Origin of the sequence: Streptomyces arenae, assembly GCF_022343545.1 — a bacterium.
GTDB classification, from domain to species: Bacteria; Actinomycetota; Actinomycetes; order Streptomycetales; family Streptomycetaceae; genus Streptomyces; species Streptomyces humi.
Genome location: NZ_JAKQYH010000089.1, coordinates 1 through 19,456 on the forward strand (window position 1 = coordinate 1; position 19,456 = coordinate 19,456).

Below are 19,456 nucleotides of genomic sequence, written 5' to 3' on the forward strand. Positions count from 1 at the left end.
GTGCTGGTGCGGTGGGGGTGGGGCGCGGGTGCGGGTTCGGGTGGGGGCGGGGCGCCTGCCGGCGGCTGTGCGACCGACGTCGGCCGCCGCCCCTTCAGGAGCACGGGAACCGCGCGCTCAGCCCCCACCCACCCGCACCCGAGGCGGCTCCTTCAGCAGTGCTGGTGCGGTGGGGGTGGGGCGCGGGTGCGGGTTCGGGTGGGGGCGGGGCGCCTGCCGGCGGCTGTGCGACCGACGTCGGCCGCCGCCCCTTCAGGAGCACGGGAACCGCGCGCTCAGCCCCCACCCACCCGCACCCGAGGCGGCTCCTTCAGCACCCGGCTCATGTCCCGCACCGCCTGCCACGTGCCACGCCAGGTCCCGGTCACCTTGGACGCGCCGGTACGCGGCAGGTACGGCACGTCGTGCTCGGCGATCCGCCACCCCGCGTCGGCCGCCCGCACCACCATCTGCAACGGGTAGCCGCTGCGCCGGTCGTCGAGGTCCAGCGAGAGCAACCGCTCGCGCCGCGCCGCCCGCAGCGGCCCCAGGTCGTGCAGCCGCAGCCCGGTCCGGCGCCGGAGCATCCGCGCGAGCGCGAGATTCCCGGCGCGGGCATGCGCGGGCCAGGCACCGCGCCCCTGCGGCCGCCGCCGGCCCAGCACCAAGTCCGCCTCCCCGTCGGCGACTTCCCGCACGAACGGCACGAGGAGCCCGGGATCCAGGGACGCGTCGCAGTCGCAGAAGCACACGATGTCGGCGGCCGCCGCGGTCAGCCCCGCATGGCACGCCGCGCCGAAGCCGCGCCGCGCCTCCCGGACGACGGTCGCACCGAGCGCCCGGGCGACGTCCGCCGAGCCGTCGGTGGAGCCGTTGTCCACCACGAGGGCGCGCCAGCCCGCCGGGATCCGGCCGAGCACCCAGGGCAGCGCCCCGGCCTCGTTCAGACAGGGGAGTACGACGTCCACGGCCGTCGACGATGAGTTCGGTGAGGTGGTCACGGTGTCACCCTACGAACGCGAACCGGACATACCGGTCCTGTCCTCCTTACGAAACACGGACGTCGCGGCGTGCGTCCCGCCGCCCGGACTCCTTACGAATCGGGGACGTCGCGCCCGCCGCCGTCCTCGCGCACGACACCGGCGCCGGGCCGGTGCGAGGGTGGAGGCATGCAGCAGCCGTACGAGCTCACCGAGGACCGGGCCACCGCCGGTGCCGCCCGGATCCTGGTCGTGGACGACGATCCCACCGTCGCCGAGGTGGTGGCCGGATATCTCGACCGCGCCGGCCACCTCGTCGACCGGGCCGACGACGGCCCCAGCGCCCTGACCCGGGCCGCCGCCCACTGGCCCGACCTCGTGGTGCTCGACCTGATGCTGCCCGGCATGGACGGCCTGGAGGTCTGCCGGCGGCTGCGCGACCGGGCCCCCGTCCCCGTCATCATGCTGACCGCACGCGGCGACGAGGACGACCGCATCATGGGCCTGGAGGTCGGCGCCGACGACTACGTCACCAAGCCCTTCAGCCCCCGCGAACTGGTGCTGCGGGTGGAGTCGGTGCTGCGCCGCAGCCGCCCGGCGCCCGCCGCGGCCGCCCTGTCCACCGCCGGGCTCACCCTCGACACCGGTGCCCGCCGCGCCACCAAGAACGGCGCCGAACTCGCTCTCACCTTGCGCGAGTTCGACCTTCTCGCGTTCTTCCTCCGGCATCCGGGGCGGGCGTACAGCCGGGAGGGCCTGATGCAGGCGGTGTGGGGCTGGGACTTCGGTGACCTGTCCACCGTCACGGTCCATGTCCGCCGGCTGCGCGCCAAGGTCGAGGACGACCCGGCCCGGCCGCGCCTGATCCAGACGGTGTGGGGCGTCGGCTACCGGTTCGAACCGAGCGGTCCGGACGGGGCGGTCTGAGATGCGCGACACCCTCCTGATCGCCCTGTACGCCTTCGCCGGCGCCGCCGTCACCGGGCTGCTCGGCGCGGCGGCCCTGCGGCTGCTGCGCCGCCGCTCGCTCACCGCGTCCCTCACGGTGGTCGCGGCCGTCGGCGTGGTCGCGATGCTCGCCGGCACCCTGGCCGTCGCCTGGGCGATGTTCCTCTCCTCGCACGACCTGTCCGTGGTGACCACCGTCGTCGCCATGGCGGCCGCGGTGTCGCTCGCGACCGCGCTGGTGCTGGGCCGCTGGGTCGTCGCCCGCAGCCGTGAACTCGCCCTCGCGGCCCGGTCGTTCGGCGAGCGGGGCGACTTCGCCGCACCCGCGGTCCCGGCCACCGCCGAACTGGCCGAGGTGAGCCGCGAACTGGCGGCCACCAGCGCGAGACTCGCCGAGTCCCGGGAACGGGAACGTGCGCTGGAGACCTCGCGCCGGGAGCTGGTCGCGTGGATCTCGCACGACCTGCGCACCCCGCTGGCCGGTCTGCGTGCCATGTCGGAGGCGCTGGAGGACGGCGTGGCCGCCGATCCCGGCCGCTATCTCAAGCAGATCCGCACCGAGGTCGAACGCCTCAACGACATGGTCGGTGACCTCTTCGAACTCTCCCGCATCCACGCCGGGACGCTCGCGCTGAGCCCGAGCCGGATGTCCCTGTACGACCTGGTCGGCGACGCCCTCGCGGGCGCCGACCCGCTCGCGCGCGAGCACGGCGTACGGCTGGTCGGCAACCGGGTGGAGCCGGTGCCGGTCGAGGTGGACGGCAAGGAGATGAGCCGCGTGCTGGGCAACCTGCTGGTGAACGCGATCCGCCGGACGCCCCCGGACGGCACGGTCGCGGTCGCCGCCGAACGCGGCCCCGACGGTGTCGTCCTGTCCGTCACCGACGGCTGCGGCGGCATCCCCGAGGAGGACCTGCCCCGGGTCTTCGACACCGGCTGGCGCGGCACGCACGCCCGGACACCCCCGGCGGGCGCGGGCCTCGGCCTCGCCATCGTCCGGGGGATCGTGGAAGCCCACCAGGGCCGGGCCACCGTGCACAACATTCCCGGCGGCTGCCGTTTCGAGGTGGTGCTGCCCACCACCGCTTCCTGATCGCGGGCAGCACCACCGGTCCGTCCGGGGCCTACGCGTCCCGCAGGCCGGCCCGCGCGAACTCCGCCATGCCGTCCGCGAACCCGACCTCGGGCTTCCAGCCGAGCTCGGCCCGCAGCCGCGCCGAGTCGGCCGTGATGTGCCGTACGTCGCCGAGCCGGTACTCCCCGGTGATCACCGGCGTCGGCCCGCCATGGGCGCCGGCCAGTGCGCGGGCCATCTCCCCGACGGTGTGCGGCTCGCCGCTGCCCGTGTTGTACGCGGTCAGCGCGCCCGGTGCCGGCCGCGCCTCCAGCGCCGTCGCGTTGGCGGCGGCCACGTCCCGGACGTGCACGAAGTCCCTGCGCTGCCGGCCGTCCTCGAAGACCCGGGGCGCCTCGCCCCGGGCGAGCGCCGACCGGAAGAAGGAGGCCACGCCCGCGTAGGGGGTGTCACGCGGCATCCGGGGGCCGTACACGTTGTGGTAGCGCAACGACACCGCCGAGCCGCCGGTCGACCGGGCCCAGGCGGCGGCCAGGTGTTCCTGGGTCAGTTTGGTCGTGGCGTACACGTTGCGCGGATCGACCGGGGCGTCCTCGCCCACCAGTCCGGGTACCAACTCGACGCCGCAGACGGGGCAGCCGGGCTCGAACCGGCCGGCGTCCAGGTCGGCGACGGCACGGGGGCCGGGCCGTACGACGCCGTGCCGCGGACACTCGTACCGGCCCTCCCCGTACACGACCATCGACCCCGCGAGCACCAGATGCCGTACCCCCGCCTCGGCCATCCCGGCGAGCAGCACCGCCGTACCGAGGTCGTTGCGGGAGACGTACTCCGCCGCGTCCGAGAAGCCGGCCCCGAGCCCGACCATCGCGGCCTGGTGACAGACGGCGTCCACGCCGGCCAGGGCCCGCCCGACCGCCGCCGGACTGCGCACGTCCGCGCCGGGATCGTCCCGCACGTCGAACACGACCGCCTCGTGCCCCCGCGCCGTCAGCGCCTCGACCACATGGGACCCGATGAACCCGGCACCGCCGGTGACCAGTACACGCATGAGGCCACGCTAGGCGCCCAGCGCCCCGGCACCACGCGCCCGCACCCGCACGTCACGACTCCGTAAGACACACCCCGGAGCCGCCCTCCGACCGCCCGCGGCGCCACCGGCCTTTCGCCGCGCGTCCCTCAGGAGAAAGGCCGGGCGAGCAGGACGGAGGCGGCAGGAGCCGAGGGCCCCGCCGGTCGCCGCGCCCTGCGGATCCTTCCTGGCCGGGCCCGGGTCAGTGACGAGCGGCCGCCGGGGGCCGGGAGGGCGTCGAGTTGGGCGAGGTCGGCCGTGGACAGCCGGAGGTCCGCGCCGCCCGTGTCACCGCCGAGGCGGCCCGTGCGGCCGTACTGTCGCACGGCGACGAACGGAGGGCCGCTGAGCCGACGGTGTCCGGCCCGCGCGTCTGGGCCGGATCCGCCGGCGGGATGCGCCCGGCTCCGGTCTGCGGGACGGTGGAGCCCGGGCAACGCGCGACAAGGGACGGTCCGCCATGGAATACCTCGTCACCATGACCACGCACGTCCCGGAGGGAACCTCCCCGGAGACGGTCGACGACGTCCGCGCCCGTGAGGCCGCCAACTCCCGCGGGCTCGCCGAGCGGGGCCGGCTGCTGAGGCTGTGGCGGCCGCCGCTGCGGCCCGGCGAGTGGCGCACCCTCGGTCTGTTCGCCGCGCCGGACGAGGTCAGCCTGGAGGAGATCCTCTCGGCGATGCCGTTGCGCGTCTGGCGCAGCGACGAGGTCACGCCCCTCACCCCGCACCCGAACGACCCCGGCCCGGCCCCGGCGGCACCGGTCGCCGCCCAGGAGTTCCTCGTCGCCTTCGCCCCCGCGGGCGCCGCCTCCCAGCGCCTGGCGGAGACGGCCGCGGCGGAGGCGGCCCGCGCCAAGGAACTGGCCGCCGCGGGACACCTGGTGCGGCTGTGGCGCACCTCCGCCGACCGGGCACTCGGCCTGTGGCGGGCCCAGAACGCCACCGAACTGCGGACCGACCTGGACTCGCTGCCCCAGGCCCCCTGGCTCACCACCACGACGACGCCCCTGACCGAGCACCCGAACGACCCCGGCCCCGGAACACCCCAGGCCTGAGCGGCCCCCGGGTCCGTGGCCGGCTGAGGCGTAGCCCACATGCAACTCCGGGGGCACCGTGGGTACCCGAAACACTGGAAGGGCCGAGCGAACAGTTGCCATTTGACAACAATGCTCAGAAGGCAACAAAGTAGCGGAGTCGTACTGCGCGGGGAAGGATCTGCAATGTTCCGGTGGGCGGAGACCGCTCCGTGCGCCGGCCGTCCGAGCCCCGGAGTGCCGGGGTGAGCGATGGCACGGCACTGTCCTCAGGCCGTCTGCTCCCCGGCGTGCGACGCGTTGTCGAGTATCTGCAGCGCCGCCGTCTCGCAGAACGCCTCCAGCCCTTCGAGCAGCGCGGTCCGCTTGGCCGCGGGCATCAGCTCGAGCACCGCCTTCAGCTCCCGCTCCCGGCGCGCCCGCAGGTCCTCGAGGAAGGCGCGGCCGCGGCTGCTCAGATGCAGCCGTACCTCGCGCCGGTCGGTGGGGCTGACCACCCGCTCGACGAAGCCGGCTGCCCCCAGCCGGTCGCAGAGCCTGCTGGTGGACGGCGGCGTGGAGGCGAGGGAGTCGGCGAGCGTGCGCAGGTTGATGCCGTCCTGGTGTTCGAGCATCAGCAGGACGCGCAGCTGGGACGGCGAGGCCGGCGCGGTCGAGGCCCGGCCCCACAGGACTTCCAGCAACTCCATGGCGGTCAAGGTCACACGTGCGACCTCGACGGGCTCGGGGCGGGGGCGGAAGTCGGTCACCGTCACACTCTCGCAGGCACCTGGGACGCCTGCCAGCGTACAAGGTGCCGTTGGTGACAAGAACTGGTTCGCGGCCCGGGGGGACTCGCCCGGGACGGTCCCGTCGTCCGGCGGGGCCCGTGGGTGTCGGTTGAGGGATGGGTGTACTTACGATCGTGGACAGATTTGTGACTGCTGAGCGCGCCCTGCGCACAGCGGCCCCGCACGAGTTGCTCGACGCCGTGCGTCGCGTGCTCACCGAGGAGTACGCGGCACAGGCCGTCGACTTGTTCATGGCCGACTACGGCCTCACCGTCCTGCAGCCGGTGTCGGTGCTGCCCCACACGGCGGATCCGGTGTCGGTGCACAACAGCCCCGCCGGCCGTGCCTTCGGCGCCCAGGAACCGTTCGTGGAGGACGTCCGGGCAGGGGCCGTGCGCGTGCATCTGCCGGTCACGGTGCGCGGAGACCGGCTGGGCGTGCTCTCGGTCACCCTGGCCGGCAAGGAAGGCCTGTCGGGCTGCCTGGACGAGCTCGCGGACATCGCCGAGGTGCTCGGTCACGAGGTCGTCGTGGCCGAACGGGACACGGACGTGTACCTGCGGGCCCGGCGCAAGGACCGGCTGACGCTGGCCGCCGAGATGCAGTGGCAGCTCCTCCCGGGCCGCTCCTGCGCCCGGCCCGAGTACGAACTCGGCGCGCAGCTGGAACCGGCGTACGCGATCTACGGCGACAACTTCGACTGGTCCGCAGGTGCGGACCACCTCATGCTCTACGTCACCAACGGCATGGGGGAGGGCATCGAGGCCTCCCTGCTGACGAACCTGGCCATCAACGCGCTGCGGAACGCCCGGCGGGCCGGGATCGCCATCGCCGACCAGGCCGCCCTGGCCGACCAGGCGGTGTACGCCCACTACCAGGGGCGCTGCTACCTCTCGGTGCTCATGTTCGACTTCGACCTCGTCACCGGCCGGGTGAAGGTGGTGGACGCCGGCTCCCCGCAACTGCTGCGGCTGCGTGACGGCGTGGTCGAGCGCGTCACCTTCGAGGCGCAGCTCCCGCTGGGCATGTTCGAGGAGACCGACTACGTGGCCCAGGACTTCTCCGTGGAGCCCGGCGACCGGCTCGTCTTCGTCAGCGACGGCGTGTACGCGGTCGCCTCGCCCCGGGGCGAGGCGTACGGGGACGCCGCCCTGGCCAGGGCCATCCTGTCCACGCGTCTGCTGCCCGCGGCTGAGGTTCCGCGGGCCGTCCTGCGGGAACTGACCGGTCATCGCGGCCAGTCGGCTCCGAAGGACGACGCCCTGGTGGTCTGCCTGGACTGGCACGGCCGCTGAGCCACTGCCGCCGGGTCGGGAATGTGGTGATGCTGTGTCGTTTCCACAGCCCGTCCGGGTAGATGCTTGTCATGTGACAATAATTGGCGGGGGTTGCGTCGGTCGTGGCGCAGCAGCCCGTTCTCGAGAGGAAGACGATGCAGGTGCCGGAGCAGGCAGAGGCCGATTCGGCGGCGCACGGGCTGGCGGACTTCCTGGAGCGCCGTCGCGAACAGCTCGCCCAGCGATGGGCCGACGGGCCGCTTTTCCGAACCGTCTTCACGGTCTCCAGGGACGAGGCCGTGGAGGCCTGCAAGGCCGTCGTGGACGCCCTGTCCGAGGTGGCTCACACCGGCCGGCTGGAGAGCGTGGGATCGCCGGGCTTCGGCGAGGTCCGTGAGCAGCTGGGGCGGATGGCCGCCTCCCGCGCGAGCCGGGGGTTCACCCCCGCCCAGATCGCGGACGAGGCCGCCGGCCTGCGCACGGCGGCCGTCGAGCTGCTGCGCGAGGACACGGAGGGCCGGCCCGACGACGAGGCCCGTGAGGTCCTGCTGGCACTGACCGTCCTGATGGGAACGCTGCGTCTGGTGATCATGGAGACGACGGTCAGCGCCGGCGAGGAACTGATCGCGCGCCAGCAGCTCCAGCTGCTCGAAGTGGCCACCCCCGTGATCAGCCTGTGGGAGGGCGTCATCGCGGTGCCCCTGATAGGCACCCTGGACAGCGCCCGCAGCCAGGTGGTCATGGAGTCGCTGCTCCAGGCCATCGTGGAGCAGCGGGCCCGTTACGCGATCCTCGACATCACGGGCGTCCCCACCGTCGACTCGCTGGTCGCCCAGCACCTGATGAAGACGGTCGCCGCGGCCCGGCTGATGGGAGCCGAGTGCATCGTCTCCGGCATCCGCCCGGCGATCGCGCAGACCATCGTGCACCTCGGCATCGACCTGAGTTCCGTACTCACGCGCAGCTCGCTGGCCGACGCGCTGGCCTACGCGCTCGGCCGGCAGGGCATCGAGGTCTCGCAGCGTGCGGCGGGTGCGAGCCCGCGATGACCGTGCCCCTTCCCGTTCCCGGCACCCCGGCGGCGGTGCCGGTCCTGGCGCTGGGGAACATACTGCTGGTCACCCTCCAGGGGGACCTGCACGACGGCATGGCCGAGCAGCTTCAGCAGGACATCACCGAGCGGATCGCGCACAGCGCGGCCGACGGACTGGTCATCGACGTCTCCGGCGTCGACATCGTCGACTCGTTCCTCGGCCGGGTCATCGCCGAGATCGCCGCCAGCGCCCGCCTGATGGCCGCGCGTACCGTGCTGTGCGGGATGCGGCCCGCCGTGGCGATCACCCTGGTCGAGCTGGGCCTCACCCTGCCCGGCCTGGAGACCGTGCTCGACGCCGCACGCGCGCTCGAACTCTTCGCCCAGGAGCCCTCCGGCGCCGCCCCGGACAGATCAGAGGGGGGCACATGACTCCTGCCTCCGACCCCGCCACCGCGACGAGCCTGCCGATCGGCTCGGACGCGGATCTCGCGTGGGTCCGACACCAGGTACGGCAGTTCGCCGCCGAACTCGGGTTCGGACTGGTGCAGCAGACGAAGATCGTCACCGCGGCCAGCGAGCTGGCCCGGAACACCCTCGTCCACGGCGGCGGCGGGCAGGCGCGGATCACCCCCCTGCGCAACGGCTCGGCGAACGGACTCCAGCTGGTCTTCATCGACACCGGACCCGGTATCCGCGACGTCGAACTGGCCATGACCGACGGCTACACCACGGGCGGCGGTCTCGGGCTGGGCCTCAGCGGGGCCAGGCGGCTGGTGGACGAACTCGACATCGAGACCGAACCCGGTCAGGGCACGGTCGTCACCCTCGTCGCGTGGGTCAGCCGCGCGTCGGCCGGCCGTCCGGGGGCCGGATGACGCGCGTCTGGGAGATCCCGGTGCACGACTCCACCCGGGTACGGGACGCCCGGGTGGCGGCCGAGGCGGCCGGCGCCCGGGCCCGCCTCGACGAACACCGCACGGCGGTCGCCGCCCTGGTCGCCACCGAGCTGGCGACCAACCTGCTCAAGCACGCCGGTGGCGGCCGTCTCGTGGTCCACCTCGTCGAGTGCCCGGGACCGGCCGGCCGCGGTCCCGCGGTGCAGATCACCACCCTCGACCACGGCCCCGGCATCCCCGACGTCACCGCCGCGCTGCGTGACGGCTACACCACCAGCGACGCGTCGCTCGGCGCGGGGCTGGGCACCTGCCGGCGCATCTCCAGCGCCTTCGACCTGTACAGCAGCAGCCGGGGCACCGTCTCGGTGGCCCGCGTCGACCAGATCACCGGCAGGCGGGAGACCGCGCCCGCCTGCCAGGTCGGAGGGATCAACATCCCGCTCGCCCGGGCCGAACACTCCGGGGACGCCTACAGCTGCGTCCGCTCGGACTCCCGGCTGACCCTGCTGCTCGCCGACGGCCTCGGCCACGGACCCAAGGCCGCCCAGGCGTCCGGCGCCGCGGTCGACGAACTGCACCGCGTCGGGCATCTGACGCCCGCGGAGATCCTGCGGCACCTGCACCCGGCCCTGCGGCCCACCCGCGGGGCGGCGGTCGCCGTGGCCCAACTGGACACGAACAGCGGGGAACTCGCCTTCGCCGGTGTCGGCAACATCGGCGCCCGCCTGCACACCGCCGGCTCCTGGGAGCACCTGATCTCGCACCCCGGCATAGTCGGCGCCCAGTTCCCGGCGAACGTGCCCGTCTCCCGCCGGTCCTGCGCACCCGGCAGCCTGCTCGTCCTGCACAGCGACGGACTGCCCAGCCGCTGGGTGCCGCCCGCCGACCCCGGCCTCCTCACGCGCGACCCGGCGGTGATCGCGGCGACCGTCCTCCGGGACGCCAGCAGTGCCGCGAGCCCCGTACGCGACGACACCTGTGTGGCCGTCCTGGCCCTCGACCACCCCGGCGGTGACCCGTGATCCCAACGGACGTACGGAAGATCACCTCAGCCGCCGAGGCCGTGCGCGCCCGGACCTTCGCCGCGCGCGTCACGGCCGACCTGGGCGCGCCCGAGGTCGAACGGGCCAGGTTCCTCACCGCGCTCACCGCGCGCCTGGGCGAGGGCCTCGGCCGGTGCGGTACGGAACTCACCCTCACCGTGAAACCGTCCGCGTCCGACGGAACCGTGCTCGTCCGGGCCGTCGGAGAGCCCATGCCGTCCGAGCCCGGCCGGACGCCGCCCTGGCGGCTGACCCTGACCTGTCCGGGCCGCCCGGCGCCCGCCACGGCGCGGCGCGGACCGCTCCGGCCGCCGGCGGAACCGGAGGAGACCCCCGCGGAAGCGGTCCTGGCCGCGGACGAGGAGACGGCCGCGATACTGCGCCGGCTGGACGAGACCGAACGGCAGCTGCGGCTGCACCGCGAGGAACTGCACCAGACCAACCAGGGCGTGATGGCCCTGCACGCCGAACTCGACGCCGCCGCTCAGACCCAGCGCGAGCTGCTCGACGCCGAACGGGCCGCCCGGGGCGAGGCGGAGAAGGCGCGGCGCCTGCTGACCTTCCTCGCCGACGCCAGCGCCGCCGTCACCGCCTCGCTCGACCAGGAGGACATCCTGCGGTGCCTGCCCGGCCTGCTCGTCCCCGAGTACGCGAGCGACGTCGACGTCTGGCTCTTCGACGAACCGGCGGAGCCGAACAGCGCGCACTCCGCCGCAGCGGTCACGGCCGCCCGGCTCGGCCGGCCGCAGCACGCCGGACCGCACCCCGGCGACCTCCCGGGCGTCGACGACCTGCCGCCGTCCGCGCTCTCCCCGGACCGGCCGCTGCTGTGCATCCCCCTCACCGTGCGCCACACCCTGGGCGTGCTGACCCTGAGCGCGCCCGGCGACCACTTCGACGAGGACACCAGCGTGATGCTGGTCGAACTGGCCCGCCGCATCGCCATCGCCCTGGACAACGCCCGCCGCTACGAACAGCACCGGGACACCGCCGAAGCCCTCCAGCGCGCCCAGCTCACCGCCCTGCCCCCCGTGGAGGGCCTGCGACTGGCAGCCCGCTACCTGCCCGCCACCCGTGGCCTCAACATCGGCGGCGACTGGTACGACGCCTTCCCGCAGCCGGACGGCAGCCTGCTGACCGTCGTGGGAGACGTCACCGGACACGGGCTGCGCGCCGCCGTCATCATGGGCCAGCTGCGCACCGCCCTGCGTGCCTACGCCGTCGAGGACGACAGCCCCGCCCGGATCCTCACCCGCCTGCACCGCATGCTCCGCCACCAGCAGCCGAACCTGTACGCGACCGCGGTGATCGCCCGCTTCCGGCCCGGCGACCCGCACGTCGTATGGGCCGCCGCCGGTCATCCGCCGGCCCTGACCCGCACCCCCGACGGCACCGTGCGCGTCCTGGACGCCAGGCCCGGCGTCATGCTGGGCGTGCCCCTTCCCTTCGAGTACGAGGACCACACGGCCGAACTGCCGCCCGGCTCCACCCTCGTCCTGTACACCGACGGTCTGGTGGAGCGGCGGGCGCACGGCATCGACCCGGGCATCGAGACCCTCGGCGAGACCCTGGCGGCACTGGGCGAAGCCGAGCTGGCGGACCTCGACGGGTGCGCCGAGTCACTGCTGAAGCCCCTGCTGCCCGGCTCCGAACGCGACGACGACGTCTGCCTGCTGCTGTGCCGCGTCCCGCCGTCCGGCGACGAAGTGACGGCCGGCGGGGCCGTCGGGGTCGGGGAGGACGCGTCCGTGTCACCGTCACCGGAAGGCCTCTGACGCCTCCGGACACGCCGGCCCTACGGCGCGCGCCGCCGCCCCGGAGGCACGTCGGCCGCCGCGCTGGTGAAGGCCCTCATACCGCGGACGAGGGCCGACCGTTCCGCGGGTGCCATGGCCGCCAGCACCTCGGTCAGGGCCAGGTTCCGGCGCCGGGCCACGTCGTCCAGGACGCGGCGCCCGTGCGGCGTGAGCGTCAACTGGAGTTCCCGACGGTTGCGCGGGTGCGGTGTCCGCTCCAGCATCCCCGCGGCCTCCAGCCGGTCACAGAGACGGCTGGCGGTGGGCAGCCCTATGTCGAGCCGGTCCGCGAGACCGGTGAGGTTGGTCTCCGGCGCCGTCTCCAGGGCCCAGAGCGCCCGCAGCTGGTGGAGCGACAACCGTACGGGTGCCTCCTGAGCGGCCACGGACCACAGGCTCACGAGATGCTCCACGGCACCGGCGATCTCGTGCGCACCCACACTCGGATCGTCTCCCGAGCCCTCGGCGCGGCCGTCGGGGCCGCCGGGAAGAGTCACGAACGCATCACTTTCGGCAAGGTCGGCTGCTGCGGGGACAACCCGTACTCAACCGCTGTACCCGAGGAGCCGGGGCACAAGCGGCGCGCATGCCGTCCTGCACGAAATCGTCGCAGGCTACGGTCCGTCCGCCGGGGGCACCGGCCGGCCGGCCGCTGTCTCCTGGGCGCATTTCGCCAGCTCGGCGTTGAACTGGGCGCCGATCAGCAGGGCCAGGTTGGACAGCCACAGCCAGATCAGGAAGACGACGACGCCCGCCAGCGAGCCGTACAGGCGGTGATAGGTGCCTACGTGCGCGGTGTAGAGGGTGAAGCCGAGCGAGACGACCAGCACCAGTGCAACCGCCAGCGTGCCGCCCGGCGCCATCTTCCTGACGGGACGGGAGGACGCGGGACCGGAGCGGAACAGGACGAGCACCAGGACGATCGCGACCGCGGCCACCACCGGCCAGCGCAGCGTGTCCCAGGCCGCCTGCGGTCCGGTGCCCAGATCCAGTACCCGGCCCAGACGCCGGGCCAGACTGCCGGTGAGGGCCAGCGCGATGGTGGACGTGAGCAGCAGGGTGACCAGGACGAGGGCCGTCGCGATGATGCGCGGGGCGGTGCGCCAGACCGGCCGGTGCGAACTGACCCGGTGCATGGCGTGCAACGCCCGGCGGAAGACGCTCAGGTAGCTCGACCCCGACCACAGGGCGCCCGCCCCACCGAGGAAGATCATGGTCCAGGCGGCCGACGACTGTCCGGCCATCTGCCGCAGGGTGCTGCGCAGCAGGGCGCGGGAGGCCAGCGGAGCGGCCTGCGCCATACGGTCGATGACCTGCGGCTTGGCCGTCGGCATGGTCAGGCCGAGGATCGAGAGGACGACCAGCAGGACCGGGAACAGGGCCAGGACCGCGTAGTACGTCAGGGCCGCGGCCCAGTCCGTGATGTCGTCGTTCCAGACACTCGCCGGCGTCCGGCGCAGCGCCGCCCACCAACGTGCCGTCCGGCCTGCTGCTCTGTCCATGAGGCGGATGCTCTCATTTCCGGTGCTCGGGCCGGCCGCCCGGCTCGGCGCGGCCGGCTCACAGGAAGCGCCGGATCGGCACGACCGCGGCCTCCTTGGCGCGTTGCAGCAGGGCCCGCCGGCTCCATCGGGTGAGGTCGATGTCCACGCTGTGTCTCAGGTCCGCCTCGTAGTCACGGTCGAGCGACGCGGTGAACTCCTCGTCCAGGACGGTGAGCATGACCTCTTCGTCGTGGTCCATGGACCGGCGGTTGAAGTTGGTGGACCCGATGAGGGCGGCCACCGAGTCCACGGTGATGATCTTGGCGTGCATCATGGTCGGCTGGTACTGGCGGATGTGCACACCGGCCCGCAGCAGCCGCGCGTAGTGGTGCTGACCGGCGAGCTGGCAGGCGCGCTGGTCGGTGTGGGGGCCGGGCAGCAGGATCTCGACCCGCACACCGCGGCGCGCGGTCTCGCACAGCAGGTCGATGAAGTAGGTGTCGGGGGCGAAGTAGGCGGTGGCCAGCCGGAAACGCTCCTCGGCGGAGGTGAGCATGACCCGGATGAGGGTCTGCATGTCCTGCCAGCCGATGCTCGCCGAGCCACGGACGACCTGCACCACCGCCGAGCCCGCCTGCGGGTGCTCCGTGAACCGGTCGCGGTCGTCGAAGAGTTCGTCGTGACACTCCGCCCAGTTCTGCGCGAACGCCGCCGCGATGCCGTCGACGGCCGGACCGCGCACCTGGACATGGGTGTCCCGCCACTCCCCGGCGTCGCGGGCATCCCCGCACCACTCCTCCGCGATGCCGACGCCACCGGTGAACGCCGTCTGCTCGTCGACCACGAGGGCCTTGCGGTGACAGCGGTGGTTCTGCTTGAACGGCGACAGCAGCACGGGCTTGCGGAACCAGGCCACCTGCACGCCCGCGGCACTCATGAGGTCCAGCAGCCGCCGCTCGATCCGCTTGGCGCCGAAGCCGTCGAGCAGCAGGCGCACCCGCACCCCCGCGCGGGCACGGTCGGCCAGCGCGGCGGCGAAGTCATGGGCGATCTGACCGCGCCAGTACACGAACGTCATCATGTCGACGGTGTGCCGGGCCGAACGGATCGCCCCGAGCATCGCGGGGAAGATCTCGTCCCCGTTGCGCAGGGGCACCAGGTGGTTGCCCTCGGTGGCGGCCACGCCGATCAGCCGTTCCAGCCGGCGGCGCAGGCGCTGCTTGCGTGCCGCCGTGTCAGGCGTGACGCCGGGAACGGGAGCTGCCGGTACCTCGTCGAGTATCACGCCGAATCCCCCCACTGGGCCATGAAGAAAGAACGTCCCGGACCGCCGGAGCGGCCCGGATAGGCGAATGCCCGGTCGGCACCGCCTTACTCCGGGGCCCCGGGGACCAGGCCCGGACGGCACGGCGGGGGCGCACCTCAGCGGGCCGGCCGGAGTGCGGGCGGTGCGGTGCGGTCCGTGGCGGGTGTGCCGTCGCCCGTGCCGTCGCCGTCCGCCCGCTCGGCGGTGCGGGCGATGTTGCGGGCCATGCCGCCGAAGACGACGGCGTGGAAGGGGGAGATGCTCCACCAGTAGGCGTGGCCGAGCAGCCCGTGCGGATGGAACAGGGCGCGCTGGCGGTAGCGGGTGCGGCCGGTGCCGTCGGTGCCGGCGCACATCTCCAGCCAGGCCAGTCCGGGCAGCCGCATCTCCGCGCGCAGCCGCAGCAGCCGGCCCGGCTCGATCTCCTCTACCCGCCAGAAGTCCACCGAGTCGCCCACCCGCAGCCGGTGCGCGTCCCGGCGTCCCCGGCGCAGCCCCACCCCTCCCACGAGCCGGTCGGCGATGCCCCGCACCGACCAGGCCAGCGGGAAGGAGTACCAGCCGTTCTCCCCGCCGACGCCCTCGATGACCCGCCACAGCGCCTCGGGCGGGGCGTCCACCGGCCGTTCCCGCAGGTCGGTGTAGAGGCTTCCGCCCGCCCAGGCGGGGTCGGTGGGCAGCGGGTCGCTGGGAGCGCCCGGTACCGAGGCGGAGGACCAGCGGGTGGCGACCTCGGCGTCCTGCACCCGTTTGAGCGCCAGCCGTACCGCGTCGTCGAAACCGATGGGGTGGCCGGGCGGGTCGGGGACGTAGCGGGTGATGTCGTCCTCCCGGCACACCACCTCGTGCCGCAGCGACTCCGCCAGCGGCCGGGCGATGCCCGCGGGGACCGGGGTGACCAGGCCGACCCAGAGGCCGGACAGGCGGGGGGTGAGCACCGGCACCGGCAGGATCACGCGCCGGGGGAGTCCGGCGACCGCCGCGTACCGCAGCATCATGTCCCGGTAGGTCAGCACGTCGGGGCCGCCGATGTCGAAGGCCCGGTTCACGTCCGCGGGCATCCGGGCGCTGCCCACCAGCAGGCGCAGCACGTCCCGGACCGCTGTCGGCTGGATGCGGGTGCGTACCCAGCTCGGCGTGATCATCACCGGCAGCCGTTCGGTCAGATAGCGCAGCATCTCGAAGGAGGCCGAGCCGGACCCGATGATCACGGCGGCCCGCAGCACCGTCGTGGGCACCCCGCTCGCCAGCAGAACGCGCCCGACCTCGGCCCGGGAGCGCAGATGGGGCGACAGCTCCCGCTCGGGCACCCCGGCCGGGGTCAGCCCGCCGAGGTAGACGATGCGGCGCACCCCGGCGCGGGCGGCCCGGGTGCCGAAGACCTGGGCGCCCTGGCGGTCGGTGTCCTCGAAGCCGCGGCCGGTGCCGAGCGCGTGCACCAGGTAGTAGGCCACGGCGACCCCGCGCATGGCCGAGCCGACCGAGGCAGGGTCCGTGACGTCCCCCTGGACCACCTCCACGTCCCCGGCCCAGGGGTGGTCGCGCAGTTTCCCCGGGGAGCGGGCCAGGCAGCGGACCCGGTAGCCCGCGGCCAGCAGTTCGGGCACGAGCCGTCCGCCGATGTAGCCGCTCGCCCCGGTCACCAGGCACAGGGGGCGGTCCGCCGTCGTCTCCATGGATCCTCCTCGTACCAGGGTCTTCGCCCGCCGCACCACCCGCGGATGCAGCCGGGACGTGATCGGCGAGTACCCCGGTACGATGCGCCGGTGAGCACGGAGACGAGCGGAGGACGTCCGGCGCGGCGGCGCGCGGGGGCCGCCGCGGGAGCGGCCCCGGCGGGCGAGGCCCCACACCCGGCGCCCACCGGTCCCGACACCACCTTCGGTGCCTCGCGCCCGGCGGCCGCCGGTCCCGGCGCCACCTCTGGTGAACCTCGCGCCGGAGCGGCCGGTCCGGCCGGCGTCTCCGCCGGTGACCTCCCCGCCTTCCCGGGTGACCTGTCGGCCTTCGCGGTGCAGTTGCGCCGCATGCACGGTGAGGTCGGCCGGGTCATCCAGCAGTACGCGGCCCGGCACAACCTGCACGCCACCGACGTACAGGCGCTGGCCGCCATCCTCGACGCCCCCGAGCCCATGACACCCACCCGGCTGCGTACGCTGCTCGGCCTCACCTCGGGCGCGGTGACCGCCTGCGTCGACCGGCTGGAGCGCGCCGGGCACGTCCGCCGGGTACGTGAGGACACCGACCGCAGGGTGGTGCACCTCCAGTACGTCGCCGACGCCCGCGCCGCCGCCCGGACCCACTTCCGGCCGCTCGCCGACGCCGTCCGCAGGGCCGGCGCGGACTTCGACGAACGTGAACTGGCCGTGGCCCTGCGGTTCCTGACGGAGTTGAACGACGTCCTCGCCGAGGTGCCCGGGGAGTCCGCCGGCCGCTGAGGCCGCCGGCTCCCCTGCATCCGAACCCCCGGCGCGGGGGGAAGCAGCGGTGAGACAGTTCACCGATTGACATTACTCAACCATTGAGATTGTTTACCGTCGAGCTTTCTCTCCCGACGTGTTCCCCCTTTCGCGCGCCCCTAGGAGTCACCTTGACGCCGCCGCATCCCCGGACCCGCGGGCTCGTCCCGTTCGCCCTGGTCGCCGTCTGGCTGGTGCTGGGGGCCCTGCTGGGTCCCTTCGCCGGACGGCTGGGCGAGGTCGCCACCAACGACCAGGCCGCCTTCCTGCCGCGGAGCGCCGAGTCCACCCGGGTCCTGCGCGAGCAGGCCGCCTTCCGGCAGCGCGAGACCCTGCCGGTCGTCGTGGTGTGGACCGCCGACGGCGGAGCGGCCGTCAGCGGGAAACAGCGGGCGGCCACCGCGGCGGCGGCGGCGCTCGCCGGCGCTCCCGGCACGGCCGGAACCCCCTCACCCGCACTCCTCTCGAAGGACCGCGCCGCCCTCCAGGCCGTCGTACCGCTGCGGCCGGACCTGGGCGACCGGCTCGCACCCACGCTGGAACGGGTACGGGCGGCGGCCGTGGTCCCCGGCACCCGGGTGTGGCTCGCCGGTCCCGCCGCCACCCAGGCCGACCTCGCGGACGCCTTCTCGGGCATCGACGGGGTGCTGCTCGCGGTCGCCCTGGCCGTCGTGCTGGTCATCCTGCTGCTCGTCTACCGCTCCTTGCTGCTGCCGCTCGTCGTCATCGTCGGCGCGGTGTTCTCCCTGGGGGTGGCGTGCGCCGTCGTCCACGCCCTGGCCGAGCACGGCCTGGTGCGCGTCGACGGCCAGGTGCAGGGCATCCTCTCGATCCTCGTCATCGGCGCCGCGACGGACTACGCGCTGCTGGTCGCCGCCCGCTGCCGGGAGGAACTGGCCGCGGGCCGCGACCGGTACGACGCCGCCCGCGCCGCCCTGCGGCGCTCGGCCCCGGCCGTCCTGGCCAGCGCCGGCACCGTCGCCCTCGGGCTGATCGCCCTGCTGCTGAGCGACCTCACCAACAACCGGGCGCTCGGGCCGGTCGGCGCCGTCGGGATCGCCTGCGCCGCCCTGAGCGCGCTCACCTTCCTGCCGGCCGTCCTGGCCCTCCTCGGCCGCCGCGCCTACTGGCCGGCCAGGCCCGGAAACGGGTCCGGCGCGACCGGCCTGTGGCAGCGCGTCGCCCAGCTGGTCGACCGGGCGCCGCGCCGGGTGTGGGCGCTCGCCCTGACCGGTCTGCTCGTCTGCTCGGCGGGCGCCCTCACCCTGGACTCGCGTGGCGTGCCGCTCGACGAGACCTTCGTACGGCACGTGCCGTCCGTCGCCGCCCAGCAGGCCCTGGCCCGGCACTTCCCGGCCGGCGCGGGCACCCCCGTGGTGGTCGTGGCCGACGCGGCCGCCGCCGGCCGGGTGGCGCGCACCGTGCGCGCCACCCCGGGCGTCGCCGCGGTCACCGCGACCGGGGCCCAGGGCCGTCCGGCGGCCGAACCGCGGCCGGCGGACGGCCGGGTCAGGTTCGAGGCGACCGCGAAGGCGGCGCCCGACACGCAGGCCGCCCGCGACACCGTGGCCCGGCTGCGCACCGCGCTGCACGCGCTGCCCGGCGCGGACGCGCTCGTGGGTGGCTACACCGCGCAGCAGTACGACACGCTGCGCGCCGCCGAACGCGACCGCACGGTCATCGTCCCGGTGGTGCTCGCCGTCATCCTGACCATCCTCGTGCTGCTGCTGCGCTCCTTCGCCGTACCCGTCCTGCTGGTGCTGACCGTCGGCCTCAACTTCACCGCGACCCTCGGTGTGGCCGCGCTGGTCTTCCGTGACCTGTTCGGTTTCAGCGGCACCGATCCGTCCGTGCCGCTGTACGGGTTCGTCTTCCTGGTGGCACTCGGCGTCGACTACAACATCTTCCTGATGTCCCGGGTCCGGGAGGAGACCCTGCGGCACGGCACCCGCGAGGGGGTACGGCGCGGGCTCGTCACCACCGGCGGGGTCATCACCTCCGCCGGGGTGGTGCTGGCCGCCACCTTCGCCGCGCTCGGCGTCATCCCGCTGGCCTTCCTGGTGCAGATCGCCTTCATCGTCGCGTTCGGCGTGCTGCTGGACACCCTGGTGGTGCGGTCCCTGCTGGTGCCGGCGCTCGTACGGGACGCCGGGGACCGCGTGTGGTGGCCCACCCGGCCCGGAGCCGACGATTCGATGCGGACGGACTCGGTGCGGACGGACTCGGTGCGGACAGACTCGATGCAGACTCGATGCGAGTTGCCGTAGCCGCGGCGCGGGACGGACGGTGGTGGTGAGGC

General features: G+C 74.1%; 18 protein-coding genes and 1 pseudogene. 11 read left to right on the plus strand and 8 right to left on the minus strand.

Annotated features, from left to right (window positions below; all coding sequences use genetic code 11):
• Positions 1–275 precede the first annotated feature (275 nt).
• Positions 276–980: a glycosyltransferase family 2 protein gene (locus MB828_RS41380; protein ID WP_301652665.1), complete on the minus strand. Its 705-nt coding sequence runs from the start codon at positions 978–980 to the stop codon at positions 276–278.
• Between the two features lie 168 nt (positions 981–1,148).
• Here MB828_RS41380 and MB828_RS41385 point away from each other — a divergent pair, with 168 nt between their 5' ends.
• Both MB828_RS41385 and MB828_RS41390 read left to right on the plus strand, forming a co-directional pair.
• On the plus strand, positions 1,149–1,886 hold the full coding sequence (locus MB828_RS41385) for a response regulator transcription factor (protein ID WP_301652666.1): 738 nt from the start codon (positions 1,149–1,151) through the stop codon (positions 1,884–1,886).
• A gap of 1 nt (position 1,887) precedes the next feature.
• Entirely contained in the window at positions 1,888–3,000 is a 1,113-nt protein-coding gene (locus MB828_RS41390) for a sensor histidine kinase (protein ID WP_301652667.1), read from the plus strand.
• Between the two features lie 31 nt (positions 3,001–3,031).
• On the opposite strand, the gene MB828_RS41395 is transcribed toward MB828_RS41390, so the two are convergent.
• Complete coding sequence (locus tag MB828_RS41395; protein WP_301652668.1) at positions 3,032–4,033, minus strand: NAD-dependent epimerase/dehydratase family protein; 1,002 nt, start codon at positions 4,031–4,033, stop codon at positions 3,032–3,034.
• Between the two features lie 128 nt (positions 4,034–4,161).
• The gene (locus MB828_RS41400; protein ID WP_301652669.1) at positions 4,162–4,380 is read right to left on the minus strand and encodes a hypothetical protein; all 219 of its coding nucleotides are present in this window, start codon (positions 4,378–4,380) and stop codon (positions 4,162–4,164) included.
• 134 nt (positions 4,381–4,514) lie between these two features.
• On the opposite strand from MB828_RS41400, the gene MB828_RS46795 reads away from it, so the two are divergent.
• Positions 4,515–5,111, plus strand: coding sequence for a muconolactone Delta-isomerase family protein (locus MB828_RS46795; protein ID WP_343236245.1), 597 nt, complete (start codon positions 4,515–4,517; stop codon positions 5,109–5,111).
• A 248-nt stretch (positions 5,112–5,359) separates the two neighbouring features.
• On the opposite strand, the gene MB828_RS41415 is transcribed toward MB828_RS46795, so the two are convergent.
• Positions 5,360–5,794 carry a MarR family winged helix-turn-helix transcriptional regulator gene (locus MB828_RS41415; RefSeq protein WP_301652753.1) on the minus strand — a complete coding sequence of 145 codons (435 nt, stop codon included), beginning with the start codon at positions 5,792–5,794 and terminating at the stop codon, positions 5,360–5,362.
• A gap of 200 nt (positions 5,795–5,994) precedes the next feature.
• On the opposite strand from MB828_RS41415, the gene MB828_RS41420 reads away from it, so the two are divergent.
• The 6 genes from MB828_RS41420 (at position 5,995) to MB828_RS41445 (ending at position 11,887) form a co-directional block, all read left to right on the plus strand.
• Positions 5,995–7,155 (plus strand): PP2C family protein-serine/threonine phosphatase, encoded by a 1,161-nt coding sequence (locus MB828_RS41420; RefSeq protein WP_430381503.1) that lies wholly within the window; start codon positions 5,995–5,997, stop codon positions 7,153–7,155.
• Between the two features lie 137 nt (positions 7,156–7,292).
• Positions 7,293–8,186 carry an STAS domain-containing protein gene (locus MB828_RS41425; protein WP_301652671.1) on the plus strand — a complete coding sequence of 298 codons (894 nt, stop codon included), beginning with the start codon at positions 7,293–7,295 and terminating at the stop codon, positions 8,184–8,186.
• Complete coding sequence (locus MB828_RS41430; protein WP_301652672.1) at positions 8,183–8,602, plus strand: STAS domain-containing protein; 420 nt, start codon at positions 8,183–8,185, stop codon at positions 8,600–8,602. The genes MB828_RS41425 and MB828_RS41430 overlap by 4 nt, the downstream gene beginning before the upstream one ends.
• Positions 8,599–9,048, plus strand: a complete 450-nt coding sequence (locus MB828_RS41435; RefSeq protein ID WP_301652673.1) for an ATP-binding protein — start codon at positions 8,599–8,601, stop codon at positions 9,046–9,048. Before MB828_RS41430 ends, MB828_RS41435 begins: the two co-directional genes overlap by 4 nt.
• On the plus strand, positions 9,045–10,091 hold the full coding sequence (locus MB828_RS41440) for a SpoIIE family protein phosphatase (protein ID WP_301652754.1): 1,047 nt from the start codon (positions 9,045–9,047) through the stop codon (positions 10,089–10,091). Before MB828_RS41435 ends, MB828_RS41440 begins: the two co-directional genes overlap by 4 nt.
• Positions 10,088–11,887: a PP2C family protein-serine/threonine phosphatase gene (locus MB828_RS41445; RefSeq protein WP_301652674.1), complete on the plus strand. Its 1,800-nt coding sequence runs from the start codon at positions 10,088–10,090 to the stop codon at positions 11,885–11,887. The genes MB828_RS41440 and MB828_RS41445 overlap by 4 nt, the downstream gene beginning before the upstream one ends.
• Positions 11,888–11,907: 20 nt before the next feature.
• Here MB828_RS41445 and MB828_RS41450 read toward each other — a convergent pair whose 3' ends face one another.
• From MB828_RS41450 to MB828_RS41465, 4 genes are all read right to left on the minus strand, one after another.
• Positions 11,908–12,405, minus strand: coding sequence for a MarR family winged helix-turn-helix transcriptional regulator (locus MB828_RS41450; protein ID WP_301652675.1), 498 nt, complete (start codon positions 12,403–12,405; stop codon positions 11,908–11,910).
• A 117-nt stretch (positions 12,406–12,522) separates the two neighbouring features.
• Positions 12,523–13,410 carry a YihY/virulence factor BrkB family protein gene (locus MB828_RS41455; RefSeq protein WP_301652676.1) on the minus strand — a complete coding sequence of 296 codons (888 nt, stop codon included), beginning with the start codon at positions 13,408–13,410 and terminating at the stop codon, positions 12,523–12,525.
• 58 nt (positions 13,411–13,468) lie between these two features.
• The gene (locus MB828_RS41460; protein WP_301652677.1) at positions 13,469–14,677 is read right to left on the minus strand and encodes a phospholipase D-like domain-containing protein; all 1,209 of its coding nucleotides are present in this window, start codon (positions 14,675–14,677) and stop codon (positions 13,469–13,471) included.
• A gap of 137 nt (positions 14,678–14,814) precedes the next feature.
• The gene (locus MB828_RS41465) at positions 14,815–16,374 is read right to left on the minus strand and encodes an SDR family oxidoreductase (protein WP_301652678.1); all 1,560 of its coding nucleotides are present in this window, start codon (positions 16,372–16,374) and stop codon (positions 14,815–14,817) included.
• 318 nt (positions 16,375–16,692) lie between these two features.
• Between MB828_RS41465 and MB828_RS41470 the strand changes: the two are divergent.
• Positions 16,693–17,136: pseudogene (locus tag MB828_RS41470) on the plus strand (MarR family winged helix-turn-helix transcriptional regulator); the annotation flags it as partial.
• A 152-nt stretch (positions 17,137–17,288) separates the two neighbouring features.
• Positions 17,289–19,424, plus strand: coding sequence for an MMPL family transporter (locus MB828_RS41475; protein WP_301652679.1), 2,136 nt, complete (start codon positions 17,289–17,291; stop codon positions 19,422–19,424).
• Positions 19,425–19,456: the final 32 nt, after the last annotated feature.